This is a genomic window from Actibacterium mucosum KCTC 23349 (genome assembly GCF_000647975.1).
Lineage (GTDB): Bacteria > Pseudomonadota > Alphaproteobacteria > Rhodobacterales > Rhodobacteraceae > Actibacterium > Actibacterium mucosum.
Genome location: NZ_JFKE01000011.1, coordinates 69,461 through 87,656, shown reverse-complemented (window position 1 = coordinate 87,656; position 18,196 = coordinate 69,461). Strand labels below are relative to the sequence as shown.

20 protein-coding genes are annotated in these 18,196 nt (G+C 63.9%); 8 read left to right on the top strand and 12 right to left on the bottom strand.

Translation table 11 applies throughout. The annotated features are described in order from the left end of the window. The 8 genes from ACMU_RS19140 to truA all read right to left on the bottom strand — a co-directional run. The coding region (locus ACMU_RS19140; RefSeq protein WP_161635707.1) for an NAD(P)-binding domain-containing protein at positions 1 to 166 on the bottom strand (166 nt) is incomplete at its 3' end. A 91-nt stretch (positions 167 to 257) separates the two neighbouring features. Continuing rightward, on the bottom strand, positions 258 to 695 hold the full coding sequence (locus tag ACMU_RS18000; protein ID WP_035262667.1) for an RrF2 family transcriptional regulator: 438 nt from the start codon (positions 693 to 695) through the stop codon (positions 258 to 260). 117 nt (positions 696 to 812) lie between these two features. Beyond that, positions 813 to 1,025, bottom strand: a complete 213-nt coding sequence (locus ACMU_RS17995) for a hypothetical protein (RefSeq protein WP_035262664.1) — start codon at positions 1,023 to 1,025, stop codon at positions 813 to 815. A 96-nt stretch (positions 1,026 to 1,121) separates the two neighbouring features. Continuing rightward, entirely contained in the window at positions 1,122 to 1,862 is a 741-nt protein-coding gene (locus tag ACMU_RS17990) for an SDR family oxidoreductase (RefSeq protein WP_035262661.1), read from the bottom strand. Beyond that, positions 1,859 to 3,181, bottom strand: coding sequence for an FAD-binding oxidoreductase (locus ACMU_RS17985; RefSeq protein WP_035262659.1), 1,323 nt, complete (start codon positions 3,179 to 3,181; stop codon positions 1,859 to 1,861). The genes ACMU_RS17990 and ACMU_RS17985 overlap by 4 nt, the downstream gene beginning before the upstream one ends. Beyond that, positions 3,178 to 3,597 carry a GtrA family protein gene (locus ACMU_RS17980; protein ID WP_035262657.1) on the bottom strand — a complete coding sequence of 140 codons (420 nt, stop codon included), beginning with the start codon at positions 3,595 to 3,597 and terminating at the stop codon, positions 3,178 to 3,180. Before ACMU_RS17980 ends, ACMU_RS17985 begins: the two co-directional genes overlap by 4 nt. Further along, entirely contained in the window at positions 3,594 to 5,033 is a 1,440-nt protein-coding gene (locus ACMU_RS17975) for a UbiA family prenyltransferase (RefSeq protein ID WP_236626298.1), read from the bottom strand. Before ACMU_RS17975 ends, ACMU_RS17980 begins: the two co-directional genes overlap by 4 nt. 282 nt (positions 5,034 to 5,315) lie before the next feature. Next, positions 5,316 to 6,083 (bottom strand): tRNA pseudouridine(38-40) synthase TruA, encoded by a 768-nt coding sequence (gene truA / locus ACMU_RS17970; protein ID WP_035262652.1) that lies wholly within the window; start codon positions 6,081 to 6,083, stop codon positions 5,316 to 5,318. A gap of 108 nt (positions 6,084 to 6,191) precedes the next feature. On the opposite strand from truA, the gene ACMU_RS17965 reads away from it, so the two are divergent. The 5 genes from ACMU_RS17965 to ACMU_RS17945 all read left to right on the top strand — a co-directional run bounded on the left by ACMU_RS17965 (position 6,192) and on the right by ACMU_RS17945 (position 10,985). Continuing rightward, on the top strand, positions 6,192 to 7,607 hold the full coding sequence (locus ACMU_RS17965) for a YcjX family GTP-binding protein (protein ID WP_051588442.1): 1,416 nt from the start codon (positions 6,192 to 6,194) through the stop codon (positions 7,605 to 7,607). 25 nt (positions 7,608 to 7,632) lie between these two features. Then, entirely contained in the window at positions 7,633 to 8,631 is a 999-nt protein-coding gene (locus ACMU_RS17960; RefSeq protein ID WP_035262716.1) for a YcjF family protein, read from the top strand. Further along, the gene (locus tag ACMU_RS17955; RefSeq protein WP_035262649.1) at positions 8,624 to 9,922 is read left to right on the top strand and encodes an SDR family oxidoreductase; all 1,299 of its coding nucleotides are present in this window, start codon (positions 8,624 to 8,626) and stop codon (positions 9,920 to 9,922) included. Before ACMU_RS17960 ends, ACMU_RS17955 begins: the two co-directional genes overlap by 8 nt. Then, positions 9,922 to 10,398, top strand: a complete 477-nt coding sequence (locus ACMU_RS17950; RefSeq protein WP_035262638.1) for a DUF2269 family protein — start codon at positions 9,922 to 9,924, stop codon at positions 10,396 to 10,398. The genes ACMU_RS17955 and ACMU_RS17950 overlap by 1 nt, the downstream gene beginning before the upstream one ends. Positions 10,399 to 10,568: 170 nt before the next feature. Further along, on the top strand, positions 10,569 to 10,985 hold the full coding sequence (locus tag ACMU_RS17945; protein WP_035262635.1) for a hypothetical protein: 417 nt from the start codon (positions 10,569 to 10,571) through the stop codon (positions 10,983 to 10,985). A gap of 5 nt (positions 10,986 to 10,990) precedes the next feature. On the opposite strand, the gene ACMU_RS17940 is transcribed toward ACMU_RS17945, so the two are convergent. After that, a complete protein-coding gene (locus ACMU_RS17940; protein WP_236626297.1) occupies positions 10,991 to 11,428 on the bottom strand; it encodes a group III truncated hemoglobin in 438 nt (145 codons plus the stop codon). A gap of 203 nt (positions 11,429 to 11,631) precedes the next feature. On the opposite strand from ACMU_RS17940, the gene ileS reads away from it, so the two are divergent. The 3 genes from ileS (at position 11,632) to ACMU_RS17925 (ending at position 15,761) form a co-directional block, all read left to right on the top strand. After that, positions 11,632 to 14,568 carry an isoleucine--tRNA ligase gene (gene ileS / locus ACMU_RS17935; RefSeq protein ID WP_035262630.1) on the top strand — a complete coding sequence of 979 codons (2,937 nt, stop codon included), beginning with the start codon at positions 11,632 to 11,634 and terminating at the stop codon, positions 14,566 to 14,568. Between the two features lie 144 nt (positions 14,569 to 14,712). Continuing rightward, positions 14,713 to 15,168 (top strand): methylated-DNA--[protein]-cysteine S-methyltransferase, encoded by a 456-nt coding sequence (locus ACMU_RS17930; RefSeq protein WP_035262626.1) that lies wholly within the window; start codon positions 14,713 to 14,715, stop codon positions 15,166 to 15,168. Further along, positions 15,168 to 15,761: a histidine phosphatase family protein gene (locus ACMU_RS17925; RefSeq protein ID WP_035262622.1), complete on the top strand. Its 594-nt coding sequence runs from the start codon at positions 15,168 to 15,170 to the stop codon at positions 15,759 to 15,761. Before ACMU_RS17930 ends, ACMU_RS17925 begins: the two co-directional genes overlap by 1 nt. 63 nt (positions 15,762 to 15,824) lie before the next feature. Here ACMU_RS17925 and ACMU_RS17920 read toward each other — a convergent pair whose 3' ends face one another. The 3 genes from ACMU_RS17920 to ACMU_RS17910 form a co-directional block, all read right to left on the bottom strand. Next, a complete protein-coding gene (locus tag ACMU_RS17920; protein WP_035262615.1) occupies positions 15,825 to 16,415 on the bottom strand; it encodes a cytochrome P460 family protein in 591 nt (196 codons plus the stop codon). Positions 16,416 to 16,524: 109 nt separating this feature from the next. Beyond that, a complete protein-coding gene (locus ACMU_RS17915) occupies positions 16,525 to 17,448 on the bottom strand; it encodes a tyrosine recombinase XerC (RefSeq protein ID WP_035262612.1) in 924 nt (307 codons plus the stop codon). Continuing rightward, complete coding sequence (locus ACMU_RS17910; protein WP_035262607.1) at positions 17,445 to 18,143, bottom strand: DUF484 family protein; 699 nt, start codon at positions 18,141 to 18,143, stop codon at positions 17,445 to 17,447. The genes ACMU_RS17915 and ACMU_RS17910 overlap by 4 nt, the downstream gene beginning before the upstream one ends. Between the last annotated feature and the right edge of the window lie 53 nt (positions 18,144 to 18,196).

Below are 18,196 nucleotides of genomic sequence, written 5' to 3'. Positions count from 1 at the left end.
CCGGCGTGATCCGCGCGGCCAGATCGCCCGCCTCGGCCATGAAGTCATCCACCTTCGAGACCGTCCGGTTAAAAACCGAAATCGAAAACCCCTTCTCGGCAATGTTCAAAGACAACATCGCCCCCATCGTCCCCAATCCAATCAGACCTATTTGTGAACCGCTCATCCCGCTCTCCCCGCATTCCGTTAGCGCTAATAGTGTAGGCATTCCGGGGGCGGAAAACAGCCCGCTTGGTCAAAAAAGTTCCGGGCGCAATTTATTGAACGTCCAATTGCAGGATTTCGGCCAATCCACCGCGCCGAACGGCCAGTTCGGCCAGGGTATAGCGGTCAAACACCGCCAGAAAGGCCGCATAAGCCTCGCGGAAAATGGCGCGGGCGCGGCATTGCGGGGTGATTTTGCACAGGTTCGAACGGCCAAAACACTCCACCAGAGTGTCGCCCGGCTCGGTCCGGCGCAGCACCGCACCCAGGTTGATTCTGTCGGCCGGGCGGGCCAGCTGCATGCCGCCCGCCTTGCCGCGCGTGGTGGTGATGAACCCGCCTTGCGACAGGTCCCACACCACCTTGGTCAGGTGGCTGCGCGAGATGTCATAGGCGGTGGCGATCTCGGCCACGCTGACGCGCGTTTCGGGACGCAGCGCCAGATAGATCAGCACGCGCAACGCATAGTCGGAATGGGTGGTCAGCCGCATCAGAACCCGGCCAGCAGAAAGCCGAACAGGATCCACAGGGGCGCCGGGGCGGCAATCCAGACCAGCGCGGTGGCCAGCCATTTATATCCGGTATTTGTCATCTCATCCTCCGATCGGTCAGGCGGCCACAATCGTGGCGATGGAAAAGGCGAAGAACCCGCCATAGCCCAGCACGAACGCCACCTGAACCGCGCGGATCAGGACGCGCCCCACCGGGTCGGCCGGGGTTTCGAACACGTGGCCCTTGGACTGCGCGCCCCACAGGGCGGCACAGAACAGGGCGAAAAAGCCCAGCGTGGCGGCTTCGGCAACAAAAACGAGGGTGGGCATCGGGGGCCTCCTTAAACATTCATATGAGATGAATAATAATAGGGGCGCCCATTTGCAACCCGCGCGCGCCTGCGCGGATTGCCGCAGGGGTGGCGGTTACAGCGACAGTTTCTTGAACACCATTTCGGGGATGTTGCGGATGATCAGCATCACCAGCCACCAGATCCGCCGCACATAGATGTCATTGCGGCCCTTGCGCACCGCGTTCAGCACCGCGGTTCCCAGCTCGTCCGGCTCGGCGGTCAGCTTGGCGGGCAGGTCCATCCCGGCGGTCATCGCGGTGTTCACAAAGCCCGGGCGCACGGTGACAACATGCACGCCTGCGCCGGCCAGCCGGTTGCGCAGCCCCGACAGAAAGGCGGTAAAGCCCGCCTTGGCGCTGCCATAGATGTAATTCGTGGCGCGGCCCCGGTCACCGGCGACCGAGCTGATGCCGACAATCGCGCCCGATCCGCGCGCCTCCATCCGGTTGGCGAACACACCCAGCAACGTCGCGGGCCCTTCGAAATTGGCACGCATCACCTGCGCGGCCTTGGCCACGTCGCGTTCATTGTCCAACTGCTCGCCCATCGCGCCCACCGCGCAGATCACCACCGAGGGCAGGGCGGGCAGCCCGTCGACAAACCCCTCATGCGCGGCAATGTCGGTGGCGTCGAAGGCAAAGGTCTCCACCTCGACCCCGTGGCGCAGGGCCATGTCGGTCTTGGCGGCCTCCAGCTGCCCGGCATCGCGCGCGGCCAGCCACACCGGGTGGCCCTCGGCGGCAAAGGCATGCGCGCAGGCCAGCCCGATATCGGACTTGCCCCCAAGGATCAGAACGGGGCCCGGGATATTCATATTTTCAACCTTTCGGATTGAACGGATTGGAACGTCTCCGCGCGGCCTTTCTGGCCCCGCATCTCGGCAAATTCGCCCACGCGCGGATCAGCCCGGCGCAGCGTGTCGGCGCCCATGCGCGCGTCTTTGGCAAGGTAAAACCGCCCGCCATGGTCCAGCGTTATGCCATCCAGCCAGTCCATCAGCGCCAGCGCCGACGTTGTGGCGGGAAAGTCCAGCGCCAGCGTGTAGCCCTCCATCGGGAAGGAAAACCGGCTGTCCTGCGCGCCCAGCCGTTTCAGCACGGCAAGAAAGCTGCCCTGACCGGCCTCGGATATCGCGCTCAGCAGCGCCGTCAGACCATCGCGTGCGGTGGACAGGGGCAGGGCGCATTGGAACTGCAAAAACCCTTTGCGGCCATAGATGCGGTTCCAGCCCAGGATGCTGTCCAGCGGATAGAAATAGCTGTCCCAATCCACCAGGCTCTCGCCCTCGGCGCGGCAGCCTTTCCAATAGTAAAGCTTGTTGAAGGCCCGCACGGTATGCCCGTTCAGCATGAAACCCGGCATGTCAAAGGGCACCGACAGCTTGCGTTTGGGTGGGATGGCCAGCGGGCGGCGGGCGCGGGTCACGTCCAGATCACCGGCCGTCGCATGCTCGCCCAGCATCACCAAAGACCGGCCCAGCGCGTCGCCGGTGGCAAGGCAGTCGATCCACGCGACCGAATAGGTGGCGTCGTGATTGGCCTCGAACACCCGCATCGCGTCGCGCAGATTGGCCGCGGGCACCATGGTCTGACGGATCCACGCGCTTTCAACCGGGCGCAGCCGGATCGCCGCGCGCAGGATCACCCCGGTCAGCCCCATGCCGCCGATCGTCCACTCAAACAGCTTGCGGTTCTTGTTGCGGGCGCAGCGGGTGACGGTGCCGTCGGCCTCCATCACCTCGATCCATGTCACGTATTGGCCAAAGCTGCCCTCGATATGGTGGTTCTTGCCGTGCACATCCGCCGCAATCGCGCCGCCCAGCGTCACGAACTTGGTGCCCGGCGTGACATAGGGAAACCAGCCGCGCGGCAGGAACGCGTCGATGATATCGCCGATCAGCACACCGGCCTCGGCCACCAGCTCGCCCTTCTTGGCGTCAAAGCTGACCATCTTGTTCAGGTTGCGAGTGCTGATCGTGGTGGTTTTGCCCACCGCGCTTTGGCCATAGGCCCGGCCATTGCCGCGCGCGATCACCGGGCCGCGGGTCAGCGCCTCGGCCGCCTCGGACCCGTCGCGCGGTGCGGTCAACGCCGTGTCTTCGGCCCCAAACCGGCCCCACCCGCCCAGTTTCATGGCGCCACCTGCGCGGGCGCGGCAAAGACAAACCGGCGGTCCAGGAAGTATTTCGTGACGTAACCCACGGCCAGGCCCAGAACCGCGCCCAGCTCGCGCATCGCGTGGCTGTCCCAGATCAGCCAGAACGCCGTTTCGGTGCCCCAGAAGATCGCCGTGGTGATCAGCCCCATCGCGGTATAAAGGCCAAACTTGCGCCCATGCGCGGCCATGCCGGTGGACCGGTCGTCAAAGATCCAGCGTTTGTCCAGAACGTATTTCAGCACCAGACCCACCGCCGTGCCGGTAAACACCGCGATGGCAAAGCCCAGCGTGCCGTCGGATATGGCCAGAACCGCGCGCTGCGCGCCCAGATTGGCCACCGTCGCCAGCACCGCAAAGGCGCCGTATCGCAGGATCAGCGCGGCCGGGCTCATAGCATCGTCGCCGCCGCTGCGATGCCCAGAATGATCAGCGCGCAGATCTGGCTGACCCGGTCCTTGACCGCGTACACCACCGGATCGTCATGCATCTGCCCGCGATGGGCCAGCATCACCGTGCGGCTGACCCAATAAAGCAGCACCAGGCACACCCCCCACAGCAGGGTCGGGGCGGCGTAAAGCTCGCGCACCGTTTCCGAGTTGACGTAAAGCGCCAGAACCATGACCGAGACATAGCCCGACGCCGCCGCCATGGCCGCGACCAGCGGCGTGTCATCCACGTGATAGCCGCGCCCATGCGCCTTGGTCTTGCCCGACGCCGCGCCATCCACCAGCTCGGCCTGCCGTTTGACGGCAGCCAGCGAGAAGAAGAAAAAGACCGAAAACGCCAACAGCCAGACCGAAAGCGGAATACCCGTCGCCGCCCCGCCCGCAATGATGCGGATGGCATAAAGCACCGCCAGGGTGCAGACATCGATGATCAGCTGGCGCTTCAGGTACAGCGAATAGGCCGTGGTCACCACGTAATAACCGGCCATAACGAACAGGAAGTCAGCCCCCAAAGGCACGGCGAACATTGCCCCCATGAAAAGAAGCGCGGGCACCATCCACGTGCCCGCCGACAAGGGCAACGCGCCCGAGGCAAAAGGCCGGTTGCGCTTGCGCGGATGCGCGCGATCGGATGCCAGGTCCAGAAGGTCGTTCAGTACGTAAACCGACGAGGCCACAAGGCTGAACGCGATAAACGCCATGACCGAGCGGATCACGTTGACCGAGGTAAACTCATGCGCCATCAGCAAGGGCAGGAATACCAGCAGGTTTTTCAGCCACTGATGCGGCCGCATCGCCTTGATGGCGGGGCGCAGGGCCGGGGTGGGGTCGGTAATCTCGGCCACTTCGCCACCCTGCGTGGTGATCTGGCGCACAAGCGCGCGCGGCCCGTCCACCACGATGGCCTTGCGCGCATTGGCCCAAACGGGCAGGTCCGCCTCGGCATCGCCGATATAGTCGTAGTTTCCGACGCCAAACCGCTTTTCCAGGAATTTGGCCTTGTTGGCGCCCTTGAGGTTGTGCACCGCGTCCGAGCCATGCACCTCGTCAAACAGCCCCAGATGCGCCGCGATATCCTTGGCATAGGTGACATTGCTGGCCGTGACCAAAGCCACTTGCCCGCCGCCCTCGCGCCAATTGCGGATATAGTCCACCACCCCTTCGTTATAAGGCAGGGTGGCCGCATCAACGCTGGCCAACTCGGCCAATCGCGCCTTCAGCGCGGCCCGTCCGCGGGCTAGCGCGCCGATCACCTGCAACGGCGCGGTCCAGCGGGCTGAAAAAGCCGACCAAAAGCTTTCGAACAGCATATCCGAGCGGATCAGACTGCCGTCCAAATCCACCACCAACATATGCGCACTACGCAAAATCGCGGTATCCACTTTGCTCACAATCCCGGCCCACTGCTCTGGTTTTTCTCTGCTTGATTTGGTCAATAGCTGGGGTTTTGGACAAAATAATGGCGAAAACGGGGGATTGTTTCCGAATTTGAACGGGCCCGTTTCCAAAAGGCGCGCCTTGCGGCGCAGGTGATATCTCGCGCCCGGCCTTGCGGCCGGTCCCTCGGGGTGACGCGGGGCGCAGACGGTGCAGCACGCCCCCGCCCGAGCCGAAAGCCGAAGGCGACAGGCGAGATAAAAGAAATGCGCCGTCAGGCGCTCAATTTACCTGAATGGGTCGTCAGGATAGGTGACGTGAGCCAAATACAGGCCCTGGGGAGGGCAGACCGGCCCGCAGGCGGCGCGGTCGCGGGCCTGCAGCGCGGTTTTCACGTCGTCCGGCGCCCAGGCCCCCGCGCCGACGCGTTCCAGCGTGCCGACGAAACTGCGGACCTGGTTGTGCAGGAAGCTGCGGGCGCGGACGTGAAAACGGAACTCGGTGCCCGATGGGGTTTCGACCTTTTCGATCCGCAATTCGTCCAGCGTTTTGACCGGCGAGGCGGCCTGGCAGATCGCCGCGCGGAAGGTGGTGAAATCGTGTCGGCCCAAAAGGTGGGCTGCGGCCGCCTGCATCGGTTCCAGCTGCAGCGCGTGGCGCACCTGCCAGACCTTGCCGCGTTCATGCACCGCCGGGGCGCGGCGGGCGAGCAGGCGGAAGAGGTATTGCCGCTCTGTCGCCGAGAACCGGGCGTGGAAATCTTCGGTCACCTCGGTGGCGGCCACGATGGCCACGGCCGCGGGTTTCAGGTGGTGGTTCAACGCCTCGGACAGGCGGAACGGGTCCCAGTCGCGCGCCATGTCGCAATGGGCCACCTGGCCCAGCGCGTGCACGCCGGCATCGGTGCGTCCGGCTGCGGCAATGGATGGTACATCGGGTTCCAGCCGCGCCAGCGCCGCCTCAACCGCGCCCTGCACCGAGGGCTGATCGGCCTGACGCTGCCAGCCGGCGAATGCCGCCCCGTCATATTCGATTTTTAACGCGTATCTGGGCATGATCTGGCCCTAGCGCGATCCTGCCCGAAAGACAATCCGCCAAGGCGCTGGCAACGGTGCCCTATCGCGCCTATCTTGCGGGTGCATGGCATCGGAGGCGAGGCAAGTTTGGCAGGCATAGGCGATATCGCGGATGATCTGGTGCGCGGGGTTGAGGGCGTCGGTTCAACCGTTTCCGAGACGCTGTTCGAGCCGGTGATCCGCCTTGGCGTCACCGGCCTCTCGCGATCGGGAAAGACGGTCTTTATCACATCGTTGGTCGCGAACTTGATGAACCGGGGCAGGATGCCGGGGATGACCGACGCGGCCACCCACGAGATCGAAGCCGTGTACCTTCAGCCCCAGCCCGACGACACCGTGCCGCGTTTTGCCTTCGAGGATCACATGGCCGCCCTGTCGGGCCCTGCGCCCAGCTGGCCGAACTCGACCCGCCATATCTCGCAATTGCGCCTGTCGATCCGGCTGCGCCCGCGGTCGATGCTGGGGGCGTTGACCGGGCCGCGCACGGTGCATCTGGATATTGTCGATTACCCGGGCGAATGGCTGTTGGACCTGCTTTTACTGCAGAAATCTTATGCGGAATGGTCGGTGGAGGCTTTGGCCAAGGCCCGCGCGCGCCCGCAGGGGGCGGGTTTTGTGGCGGCCTTGGAGGGCATGGATCCCACCGCCCCGCTGGAGGAAAGCGTTGCCGTCACCCTGTCGCGGCAGTTTGCCGATTATCTGAACACAGCGCGCGCGGCGGGGTTTTCCGATTGCACGCCGGGGCGGTTCCTGCTGCCGGGTGAGTTGCTGGGCTCGCCCGTTTTAACCTTTGTGCCGCTGCCCGGCGCCGATACCCGCATGCCGCGCGGCTCGTTGGGGGCCGAGATGGCCCGCCGGTTCGAGGCCTATAAGCGCGCCGTCATCCGCCCGTTTTTCCGCAACCATTTCGCCCGGATCGACCGACAGGTTGTGTTGCTCGACCTGCTGGGTGCGCTGCATGCCGGCCCGCCCGCGCTGGAGGATTTGCGCCAGGCCATGGCCGATCTGCTGAGCGTGTTCAAACCCGGCACCAACCCGTTTCTGGCCCGCCTTCTGCGCGGCCAGCGGGTGGAGCGGTTGCTGTTTGCCGCCACCAAGGCCGACCATCTGCATCACACGCAGCATGGCCGCCTGACCGCGCTGGCCGATGCGCTGTTGGCCGAGGCGCGCGACCGCGCCGCCTTTGCCGGGGCCGAAACGCGGGCGATGTCCATCGCCGCGCTGCGCGCCACGGTCGAAGAGACGCACAGCCATAACGGCGCGCCGCTCAACTGCGTGCGCGGGCGCGGGGACGAGGGCGAGGCCGCTTGGTTCCCCGGCCTTCTGCCCGAAGATCCGGCCCATGTTCTGGCGCCGGCGCGGGCCGGGCAGGGGGCGTGGCTGGATGGCGATTATGGCCGCATGCGGTTCCACCCGCCGCGCCTGACGCTGGCCCCCGGCGACGGCCCGCCGCATATCCGGCTGGACAAGGCCGCGGGATTTCTTTTGGGAGGGCGGATCTGATGGCTGCAGACAGATGGAGACACCGATGACCGCCCCCAAAGGCCCCGTCACGATCCCGCTGGGCGATGACGACGCGGTGCCCGGCCCCGAACTGGCCCCGCCGGTGCCCGAACCCGATGACACGCCGCCGCTGCCCGCCGACATTGCGACGGCTGCACCGCCGGGTGGGTCGCGCCTGATGCGCTGGGTGCTGATCCCGGCGGGCGGGCTGATCGTGTTTGCAATCGGGCAATGGCTGTGGTCGCTGGTCACGGGGCTGTTGGCCGCCAACCCGGTGCTGGGCGGCGTGGCGGGGGCTTTGGTGGCGGTGATGGGGATCGCGGCGGTGCTGCTGATCCTGCGCGAGATGGCGACATTGTCGCGCATGCGTCGTATCGACGGGCTGCGCAAATCGGCGCAATCGGCCTTGTCGGGCAATGATCTGCCCGCCGCGCGCGACGTCATCACCCGGCTGCTGCGCCTGTACGAGGGGCGCGCCGATATGCGCTGGTCGACGGGGCGCATGGCGGATCGTCAGGACGACATGCTGGACGCCGACGCCCTGCTGCATCTGGCCGAAGACACGCTGATGGCGCCGCTGGACGCCGCCGCCACGCGCGAGGTCGAGGCCGCCGCGCGCCAGGTCGCCACCGTCACCGCGCTGGTGCCGCTTGCGCTGGCCGATGTTGTGGCCGCGCTGGTGGTCAACCTGCGCATGATCCGGCAGATCGCCGCCATATACGGCGGGCGCAGCGGGTTCTGGGGCAATATGCGGCTGGTGCGCAACGTCACCGCCCATCTGGCCGCCACCGGGGCCGTCGCGGTGGGCGATGACATGTTAGAGCCGATCCTGGGCGGCGGTGTCCTGTCGAAACTGTCGCGGCGCTTTGGCGAGGGGCTGGTTAACGGCGCCCTGACCGCGCGGGTGGGGGCTGCCGCGCTGGAGGTCTGCCGCCCGCTGCCCTTTTCGCGCGCCAAGCGTCCGCTGGTGCGTCAGATCGTCAAGCGGGCGCTGACCGGGCTGTTCGGCAAATCCGATGGCTAAGGTGATGGTCATCGGCGGTTATGGCCTGATCGGCGCGGCGATTGTGCACGCGGCCCGGGCGCAAGGCCACGCCGTGACCGCGCTGGGCCGCAGCAAGACCACCGCGCGGCGGGTGTTGCCGGATGTCACATGGCATATCGCCGATCTGCGCGACCTGACCGACCCCGCCGATTGGGCCCCGATCCTGGGCGGGGTTGATGTGGTGGTGAACGCCGCAGGCGCGTTGCAGGACGGTCCTGCCGATCATTTGGACGTTGTTCACCACACGGCCCCGGCCGCCCTATTTGCCGCTTGCGCGGCGCAAGACGTCCGCGTTGTGCAAATCTCGGCCGTGGGGGTTGCGCCGGGGGCGGACACCGCGTTTTTGCGCACCAAGGCGATGGGCGATGCCGCGCTTGTGGCCTCGGGCGCGCCGCATGTGATCCTGCGGCCAGGGCTGGTTCTGTCGCAGACCGCCTATGGCGGCACCGCGTTGTTGCGCATGCTGGCGGCGGTGCCGGTGGTGCAGCCGCTGGCCCTGCCAGAGGCGCAGATTCAGACCATTGACATGGACGACCTGACCCGGGCCGTCAATGCCGCCATCGCGGGCGACCTGTCTGATGGCGCCTCGCTGGACCTGGTCGCCGAGACGCCGGTGGCGTTACATCAGCTGGTGGCCGATCTGCGCCAATGGCTGGGCTTTGCGCCTGCGCGCCGGGTGATTGCCTTGCCGCGTATGGCCACCAGCGCGGTGGGCCGGATCGCCGATGCGCTGGGCCATCTGGGGTGGCGGTCGCCGTTGCGGTCCACCGCGATGCAGGTGCTGACCGAGGGGGTATTGGGCGACCCGGCGCCGGCCGCGGCGGCTGGGCTGCGCCCGGTGGATCACGCAACAACCCTGCGCCGCATGCCACCCGCCGGGGTCGAGGCGCGGTTGCACGCCCGCATGGCGCTGTTGATGCCGGTGGTGGTGGCGGTTCTGATCGGGTTCTGGAGCTTGTCGGGCCTTGCAGGCCTCTTCTCGCTCCAGGACGCAGCCGGGCATCTGACCAGCGCCGGGTGGTCCGATGCGGCGGCGGGGGCGGCGGTGGTGTTCTGGTCGCTTGTTGATGTCACGTTGGCGTCGGGGTTGGCGTGGCGGCGATCGGCGCGGGTGGCGTTGTGGGGGATGGTGGTGGTGCCGGCAATCTATGTCGGCGCCGCGACGGTTGTTACACCGTGGCTGTGGGCAGACCCGCTGGGCCCGTTGGTCAAGGCCATCCCGGCGGCGGTTTTGGCGTTGGTGGCGCTGCCCATGATCGAGGCGCGGTGATGGACCCGGAACTGGTTCTGCGGTTTCTGCATGTCATTGGCGCTTGCGTGCTGCTGGGCACCGGTGCGGGCATCGCGTTTTTCATGCTGATGGCGCATCGCAGCGGCGACGTGGCAGCCATCGCCCATACGGCGGGTGTGGTGGTGATCGCCGACACGATCTTTACCGCAACCGCCGCCATCGCCCAGCCGCTGACCGGGCTGTTGCTGGCCCGCGCGGTGGGCTGGCCCCTGACCGAGGGGTGGGTGTTGCTGGCCCTGATCCTTTACGGCGTTGTCGGGCTGTTCTGGTTGCCGGTGGTCTGGATCCAGATCCGCCTGCGCAACCTCGCGCGCGCAGCCGCCGCGCGGGCGCAGCCTTTGCCCGATCTTTACCACCAGCTTTTTCGCATCTGGTTCGCCTGTGGCATTCCTGCATTTGGTGCGGTTCTGGTCATCGTCTGGCTGATGCTTGCCCGCCCAGCCCTGGGCATCTGAGGGGGGCAGAAGTTTAAACTTCGCTCCGTCCGGGGTGCGGAAAGTTTAAAAGCCCCGTGAAACTTTTGGCCTTTCACACTGCTGTGAGGTGGCCGGGTAAGGTGTTTTAGCCACTTGTGTATAATATTATGTGATCGGGGTTGCGTCACACCATATTCAGGAGCTCCACCATGACCGCACCCATCTCTATCGCCCTTCCCGTGCTGCGGATCGGCCTGTTCGTCTTCATGATGTTCTGGGCCATCAGTAAATTGCTTGCGCCTGCGGGTGCTCAGGGAATTTTCCAAGGTTTCTATGGGCTTAGCCTGGGCCTGTCGCCCATCATCTTTGTTGGGATCGTACAGATTGTCATCCTTGTGGCCTTCGTTCTGGGCCTGTTTCGCACGGTTACCTATGGCCTTGTGGCGCTGATGAACCTGCTGACCCTGCTGGTCGCGGCCAAGCCCATCATCTTTGCCTTCACCGAGGGTGGCAACTTGCTTTTTGCTGCATCAATTCCGGTACTTAGCGCCTCGGTCGCGCTGTTCCTGCTGCGCGATCAGGACAGTTTTCTGACCGTAAAACTGCCCGCAAAATCGGCCGCCTGACGGCCTCAGCGCAGCTTGGGGATGCCGCCGGGCAGGGTCGCGCGTTCGACCACCCCGGCCCTCAGGCTGCGCCCGATCCGATGCGCCAGCGCCGACCACGCGGCTGCCTGATCAATGGTCAGATTTTCGGCTAACACCTTGTCAAACAAGGATAACCAGGTCTCGAACATCCCCGGTCGTACGTTGCCCGCCTGCACGTGTGCGGCCATGGGGCTGCCGTCATAGACGCGTTCATTGAGGATCGCGTTGGCCCAGAAATCGGTCACTTTGGCCTCATGCGCGGGCCAATCATCCACATGCACCGCAAAAACAGGGCCCAGCCCCGGATGCTGTCGGATCCGTTCATAGAACGTGGCGACCACGCCCGCGATCTCGTCACGGCTGATCTGGAATTTCGGCGGCAAAGCTGACATGCCCCCAACATCGGGTTTTTGATCAATCATACAAGGGCCAAATCGCCGCGCCGTGCCCTCTGGACGCGCGCGCCGGGGCGACTTATAAGGCGCTTTAGGATGTACATCGTGGCCATCATTATTCGAATTATCAGCCCGGCGCTCTGATCACCAACGAGCCGCCGGGACAAGGCGTTTGAGCCCTCGCGCCGCCCTTCGCACAGACCTAAATTCCCTGCCAAGGACCACAAATCATGTGTGCCGACACGCCTGAATACAAAGACACCCTGAACCTGCCGCAAACCGAGTTTCCGATGCGCGCGGGCCTTCCAAAACGCGAGCCTGAATGGCTGGCGCGTTGGGAAAAGATTGGCGTTTACAATAAGTTGCGCGAAAAAGAAGGCCGCCAGCCTTTCACCTTGCACGATGGCCCGCCTTATGCGAACGGCCATCTGCACATCGGTCACGCGCTGAACAAAACCATCAAGGACATGATCGTTCGGTCGCATCAGATGATGGGCTACGACAGCCGCTATGTCCCAGGTTGGGACTGCCACGGTTTGCCGATCGAATGGAAGATCGAAGAGCAATATCGTCAAAAGGGTCAAAACAAGGACGAGGTTGAGATCGTCGACTTTCGCCAGGAATGCCGGAAGTTCGCCGAAGGTTGGGTTGACGTTCAGCGCGAGGAGTTCAAACGCCTCGGCATCACTGGTAACTGGGAAGACCCGTACCTGACCATGAACTTTCACGCCGAACGCGTGATTGCCGAGGAACTGATGAAGTTCCTGATGAACGGCACCCTTTATCAAGGCTCCAAGCCCGTCATGTGGTCGCCTGTTGAACAAACCGCACTGGCCGAGGCCGAGGTGGAGTATCACGACAAGGAAAGCTTCACGATCTGGGTGAAATTCCAGGTTGTTGGCACGGGTGACGAACGTCTGGACAGCGCCAAGGTCGTGATCTGGACCACCACGCCCTGGACCATTCCGTCGAACAAGGCGGTGGTGTATGGCGAGCAGATTTCGTATGGTTTGTATGAGGTTACAGGGCGACCAGAGGAATGCTGGGCCGAAGTTGGTGACCATTACATCCTTGCCGATAACCTTGCCGCCGATGTGTTCAGCCGGGCCCGTTTGGACGACACCATGTATCGCCGTGTGGGCGATGTGTCCCATCAGGATTTGGCCAAGATCACGCTGAAACACCCGCTTGCGGGCGCCGAAGGCGCGAACGGTGAGTGGGATGATATCCGCGATTTCCGTGCCGCTGACTTTGTGACAGATACCGAGGGCACGGGCTTTGTGCACTGCGCCCCCAGCCACGGGATGGAGGAATACGAGCTTTACCGCGACCTTGGCATGCTGGAACAGGTGATCACCTACAACGTGATGGACGACGGCGCATTCCGCGACGACCTGCCGTTTTTTGGTGGCAAAAAGATCATCCGCGAAAAGCTTAACAAGAAAAACAAAAAGAACCCGTGGGAAGGCGACGCAAACACCGCAGTTATGGCCAAACTGGCCGAGGTTGGGGGTCTGCTGGCGCGCGGCGTCATCAAACACTCGTACCCGCATTCGTGGCGCTCAAAGGCGCCGGTGATCTATCGCAACACGCCGCAATGGTTTGCCGCCGTGGACAAGACGGTGGGCGATGGTCAGGACATGCATGGCACAACGATCCGCGACCGGGCGCTGACCAGCATCGACAAGCTGGTGAAATGGTACCCGCAATCGGGCCGCAACCGTCTGTATTCCATGATCGAAGCGCGCCCCGACTGGGTTCTGTCGCGCCAACGCGCCTGGGGGGTGCCGCTAACGGTGTTCACCCGCAAAGGGGTGCTGCCGACCGATGACACCTACCTGCTGCGCGACCCCGCAGTGAATGCCCGCATCGCCGAAGCGTTCGAGGACGAGGGTGCCGATTGCTGGTATGCCGAAGGGGCCAAAGAGCGGTTCCTGGCCGCGGATTACGACCCCGAGGACTGGGATCAGGTGTTCGACATTCTGGATGTGTGGTTCGACAGCGGCTCGACCCACGCCTTTGTGCTGCGTGACCGCGAGGACGGCACCGAAGACGGCATCGCCGATGTGTACATGGAAGGCACCGACCAGCATCGCGGCTGGTTCCACTCGTCGCTGCTGCAAGCCTGCGGCACGCTGGGCCGTGCGCCTTATCGCAACGTGGTGACCCATGGGTTCACGCTGGACGAGAAGGGCAACAAGATGTCCAAATCTCTTGGCAACACGATTGTACCGGACGAGGTGGTCAAGCAATACGGCGCCGATATCCTGCGTCTGTGGGTGGCACAGACCGACTATTCGGTGGACCAACGGATCGGTCCGGAGATCCTGAAAGGCGTGGCCGACAGCTATCGCCGCCTGCGCAACACCATGCGCTTCATGCTGGGCAGCCTGCACGGGTTTAACCCCGCCGACGCGGTGGCGGCCCAGGATATGCCCGAGCTGGAACGCTGGGTGCTGCACCGGCTGGCCGAGCTGGATCACCAGGTGCGTAAAGGCTATGCCGAGTTTGATTTCCAGGGCGTGTTCCAGTCGGTCTTCAATTTCGCCACGCTGGAGCTTTCGGCATTTTACTTCGACATCCGCAAGGACGCGCTCTATTGCGACGCGGCCGACAGCCTGAACGCCCGCGCGGCGCGCACGGTGCTGGACATCCTGTTCCACCGCCTGACCACCTGGCTGGCACCGATCCTGGTCTTCACCATGGAAGAGGTCTGGCTGGAACGGTTCCCCGGCGATGACAGCTCGATCCACCTGCAGGATATGCCCGAAACCCCCGGCGACTGGCTGAACGAACCGCTGGCCGCCAAATGGGCGGGTATCCGGCAGGTACGCCGCGTGGTGACCGCCGCGCTGGAGGTGCAGCGCCGCGACAAGGTGATTGGCGCCTCGCTGGAAGCGGCCCCCGTGGTGCATGTGCGCGACGCGGATGTGGTCGCGGCGCTGAAAACCGTCGATTTCGCCGATATCTGCATCACCTCGGCCATCTCGGTCACCGGCGATCCCAGCCCGGCCGAAGCCTTCCGCCTGCCCGAGGTTGAAGGCGTCGGCGTGGTGTTCGAAAAGGCCGATGGCGAAAAGTGCCTGCGCTGCTGGAAAATCCTGCCCGATGTGGGGCTGTTCGCCCATCCCGGCGTCTGCGGCCGCTGCAACACCGCACTGGGCTGAGAAACACCCCCAACGGTGCGGCTGCGCACCCACCCGAGGGTTCGGGCCAACCGGCCCGGGCCCGAGATATCTCTTGCGCCGAAAGGCGCACCTTTTAACAGGTTTCGGGTTGAGAATCAGCCGCCCTGCGCGCAGCATCTGCCCATGGCGCAGCAATCGGTTCATACGCAGTTTGGCACCTTGTCGGTGGTCGAGGATGACGGGGCAATCACCCGTCTGACCTGGGGCTCGGTGGATCCCGCCCCCTCGGCCCTGACGCAAGCGGCCTGCGCGCAGCTGGCCGCCTATGATGCCAAGGAACTCACCAATTTCGACCTGCCGACGCGGGTTGCGGCAAACGCCTTTCAGCAGGCCGTTTGCGCCGTAATGGCGGCGATCCCATTTGGCGAGACCGTCACCTATGGCGACATTGCCAAGGCTCTCGGCAAACCGGCGCAGGCCGTGGGCAGTGCTTGTGGCGGCAATCCGATCCCAATTATCATTCCCTGCCATCGTGTCTTGGGGGCCGGCGGTAAACTGACCGGTTTTTCTGGCGCTGGCGGGGTCGAAACCAAGGTGGCGCTTTTGCGTCACGAAGGCGCAGCAGGGCTTTTGATCTGATGACACGAACCGTTCGCTATCTGACCCACCCGCAAGTGCAGATCGACCGCAATGTGCCGGTGCCTGAATGGGGGCTGTCCGATCTGGGGCGGTCCCGGACCGATGCCCTGGCACAGTCGGGCGTTTTGTCAGGTACACAGACGATCATCAGCAGCGCCGAGGTGAAGGCCGTCGAAACGGCCGCGATCCTTGCCCAGAGCCTGAACGCCATACACCTGATCCGTCCGGACATGCACGAGAATGACCGCTCGGCCACCGGGTTCCTTCCAGGGCCGGAATTCGAATTGGTTGCCGATGCATTTTTCGCCGAACCCGATACCTCGATCCGGGGGTGGGAGACCGCCCGCCATGCGCAATCGCGCATCGTTTCCGAGACCCGCGCCGCCCTGTCGGAAATTCCAAGCGGCGACGTGCTGTTTGTGGGCCATGGTGGGGTGGGGACACTGCTTTATTGCCACCTGGCCGGCGTCGCGATCAGCCGCGCGCATGACCAGGGGCCCGGTGGTGGCGGCAATGTCATAACCTTCGATCCGCAGATGGGCCCGCCCGCACAGGGCTGGCAACCGATGGAGGCGCTTTTCGGCGCCGCCTGAGCGCAAAACAAAACGGCCGGGAAAACCCGGCCGTTTGCAATTGTTACCAACAGGGTAACACGGTCACTCGGCGCTGATACGCACTTCTTCCAGCGGGTACGCCAGCGCGTCCTGGTCTTCCCAACCAACATGGCAATCGTGGCAGAACGACTGCTTGATCTTCAGCGGTTTGCCGTTCGGCTGAATGCCGCCATACAGCCAATCGCCGTATTCCGGGGCTGCACCTGCCTCCAGTTTGGTCATCAGGAACAACGGGCCAACCTTGACCACGCCCTTTTTGTTCGCCTTGAAGCTTTCTTTGGCCAGGATCGAGCCAACAGGCATCTGCACGCCTTCATCTTCGAACTTCAGGTATTGTTCGGCAGCAATGTCATTGGCGAAGGTCATCAGGAACCGTTCGCTATGTGCACCCGCAACTGCGGGACGGGTCGCGGTGGGAGCCCAGCTGCGATAGGCAGTGGCCAGTTCGTCACCGCCCTTGGCATACGCTTCGACCATCTGGTCCTTGATGCAGTCATAGATTGCGTTAACGCCGGCATCGTCCAGATCGTACGAGTCGCCGGCAATGACGCAGGTATTGGCGGCATATGCCGAGGTCGACAGCGCGGCACCGGCGGCAAATGCGGCGATGGCAATGGCGCGTTTGGCTTTCATGTGAATCAGGTCCTTTTGGCTCTACAGAATTTGCGGCCACATTGTCGCAGTCTTGCCGCGTATCAAAATGACAGGCGTACAAGTTTGCGTGAGGGCTCGAAATATTTGGTCAGGCCTTGGGGTGCGCGCGGGTGTAGGCATCCATGATTTGGGCGCTGTCGACGGCCGTGTAGGCCTGTGTCGTGGTCAGGCGCGCATGTCCCAGCAATTCCTGGATCGCGCGCAGGTCACCGCCGGCAGCCAAAAGATGCGTGGCAAAGCTGTGACGCATGGCATGGGGCGTGGCCGAGGCGGGCAGGCCAAGCTGTACCCTTGCGCGTGCCATCACGCCGCTGACCAGACGCGGGTTCAACGGCCCACCGCGCACGCCCCGAAACAGGGGCAGGTTGGATTGAACCGGATGCGGGCAAAGTTCCAGGTACCGACCCACGGCGGCTTGCGCGGCGGGCAGAACGGGAACCAGGCGTTCTTTGCCGCCTTTGCCTTCAATCCGCAACACATCGGGCAACGGGGCGTCGGCTCCGGTCAGGCCCAGAGCCTCGGATATGCGCAATCCACAGCCATAAAGCAGCGTGATGACCGCCGCGTCCCTTGCATTGACCCATTCCTTGTCATGTTGCAGTGCCACGGTTTCGATCACGTCGCGGGCGCTGTCTTTGGACAGGGGCCGCGGAAGCTTGGCGTGGAAGCGCGGCGCGCGCGTGGACAGAACCGGTGTTGGATCGAACCCGGCGCGCGGGGCGTGCCACCGATAGAAGGATTTAACCGCGGAAAGCGCGCGTGCAAGGGCGCGGGCCGAAAGGCCGTCCGCACGTTCGGCCGCCATCCAAGCCCGCATGTCGCGGATCGAAACCGTGGCCAAGGCGGTTTCGCCAAGAGGCCCACCCAAGTGCCCGGTCAGAAATCCCAAAAATCGCACAAGATCGGAACGATAAGCTTCGATCGTGTTGTCTGCGCGGTTGTTCAGCACGCGCTGTTCGGTCAGCCAGGTTTCCAGCAGATCGCGCAGCCCGGCTGACAATTCCAGTGTCACGATAACCAGCGCCGCATTGCGCGTTCAAAAACGCCGCCAAAGAATGACAATAGATCCGTGCCCTGGCTGGGGGCGAATTGATGCGGATCCTCTGCACCCAGAACCAACATACCGGGCAGGCGGCCCTCGCCAAAGTCAAGGCGCAGCAAAGCCTCAGAGCGCACCCACTCTGCGCGGTCCCCATAGACGAAGTCATCGCCGCGCTGCATCTGGCGCAACGTCACGGGGCGGCCCGTGGATCCGCCAATAAAGCGCTCGACATAGCCGGGTTCGGCCACGGCCAGAGCTTCACCCAGTTTGCGGACGGCATTGCTGTTGCCGTCCTGCAGGGTTTCCAGCACCAGACGCACGCGGTCCACGCGCAATATCTCGGCCACGGGACCGTTCAGGTAGGCCAGGAAATCTGTGAACTCATGCGGGTCCAGCAGCGCCAGAACAGCCTTGTGAATCTGGTTGGTCCCAGCAAGGTTTTCGTAGGCAGCCGCGATAACAGAACGGTGGGTATCCTCCAGCCGTTCAAGGCGCGCCTCAAGCCGGTCCATCGCGATGCCGCGCAGGTCCACAACGTTGCTGCCCATGCTCTTTTCATTGGCCGAGACAAGCACGCGCATCAGGTCGCGGTCTTCCAGGATCACGCCGGGATCGGAAATGATACGGTCACGCAAATTGGTTTCGGTCAGTGCCGTGCTGCTCATTAATCTGCCTCAACTTCGTATTGGGGCGCAGGTTACACGAAACAGTTACGGAA

Coding starts and splice junctions, on each gene's coding strand:
- ACMU_RS18000 (WP_035262667.1), bottom strand. CDS start 695: ATGCGGCTGACCACCCATTCCGACTATGCGTTGCGCGTGCTGATCTAT.
- ACMU_RS17995 (WP_035262664.1), bottom strand. CDS start 1,025: ATGCCCACCCTCGTTTTTGTTGCCGAAGCCGCCACGCTGGGCTTTTTC.
- ACMU_RS17990 (WP_035262661.1), bottom strand. CDS start 1,862: ATGAATATCCCGGGCCCCGTTCTGATCCTTGGGGGCAAGTCCGATATC.
- ACMU_RS17985 (WP_035262659.1), bottom strand. CDS start 3,181: ATGAAACTGGGCGGGTGGGGCCGGTTTGGGGCCGAAGACACGGCGTTG.
- ACMU_RS17980 (WP_035262657.1), bottom strand. CDS start 3,597: ATGAGCCCGGCCGCGCTGATCCTGCGATACGGCGCCTTTGCGGTGCTG.
- truA (WP_035262652.1), bottom strand. CDS start 6,083: ATGCCCAGATACGCGTTAAAAATCGAATATGACGGGGCGGCATTCGCC.
- ACMU_RS17960 (WP_035262716.1), top strand. CDS start 7,633: ATGACCGCCCCCAAAGGCCCCGTCACGATCCCGCTGGGCGATGACGAC.
- ACMU_RS17955 (WP_035262649.1), top strand. CDS start 8,624: ATGGCTAAGGTGATGGTCATCGGCGGTTATGGCCTGATCGGCGCGGCG.
- ACMU_RS17950 (WP_035262638.1), top strand. CDS start 9,922: ATGGACCCGGAACTGGTTCTGCGGTTTCTGCATGTCATTGGCGCTTGC.
- ACMU_RS17945 (WP_035262635.1), top strand. CDS start 10,569: ATGACCGCACCCATCTCTATCGCCCTTCCCGTGCTGCGGATCGGCCTG.
- ACMU_RS17940 (WP_236626297.1), bottom strand. CDS start 11,428: ATGATTGATCAAAAACCCGATGTTGGGGGCATGTCAGCTTTGCCGCCG.
- ileS (WP_035262630.1), top strand. CDS start 11,632: ATGTGTGCCGACACGCCTGAATACAAAGACACCCTGAACCTGCCGCAA.
- ACMU_RS17930 (WP_035262626.1), top strand. CDS start 14,713: ATGGCGCAGCAATCGGTTCATACGCAGTTTGGCACCTTGTCGGTGGTC.
- ACMU_RS17925 (WP_035262622.1), top strand. CDS start 15,168: ATGACACGAACCGTTCGCTATCTGACCCACCCGCAAGTGCAGATCGAC.
- ACMU_RS17920 (WP_035262615.1), bottom strand. CDS start 16,415: ATGAAAGCCAAACGCGCCATTGCCATCGCCGCATTTGCCGCCGGTGCC.
- ACMU_RS17910 (WP_035262607.1), bottom strand. CDS start 18,143: ATGAGCAGCACGGCACTGACCGAAACCAATTTGCGTGACCGTATCATT.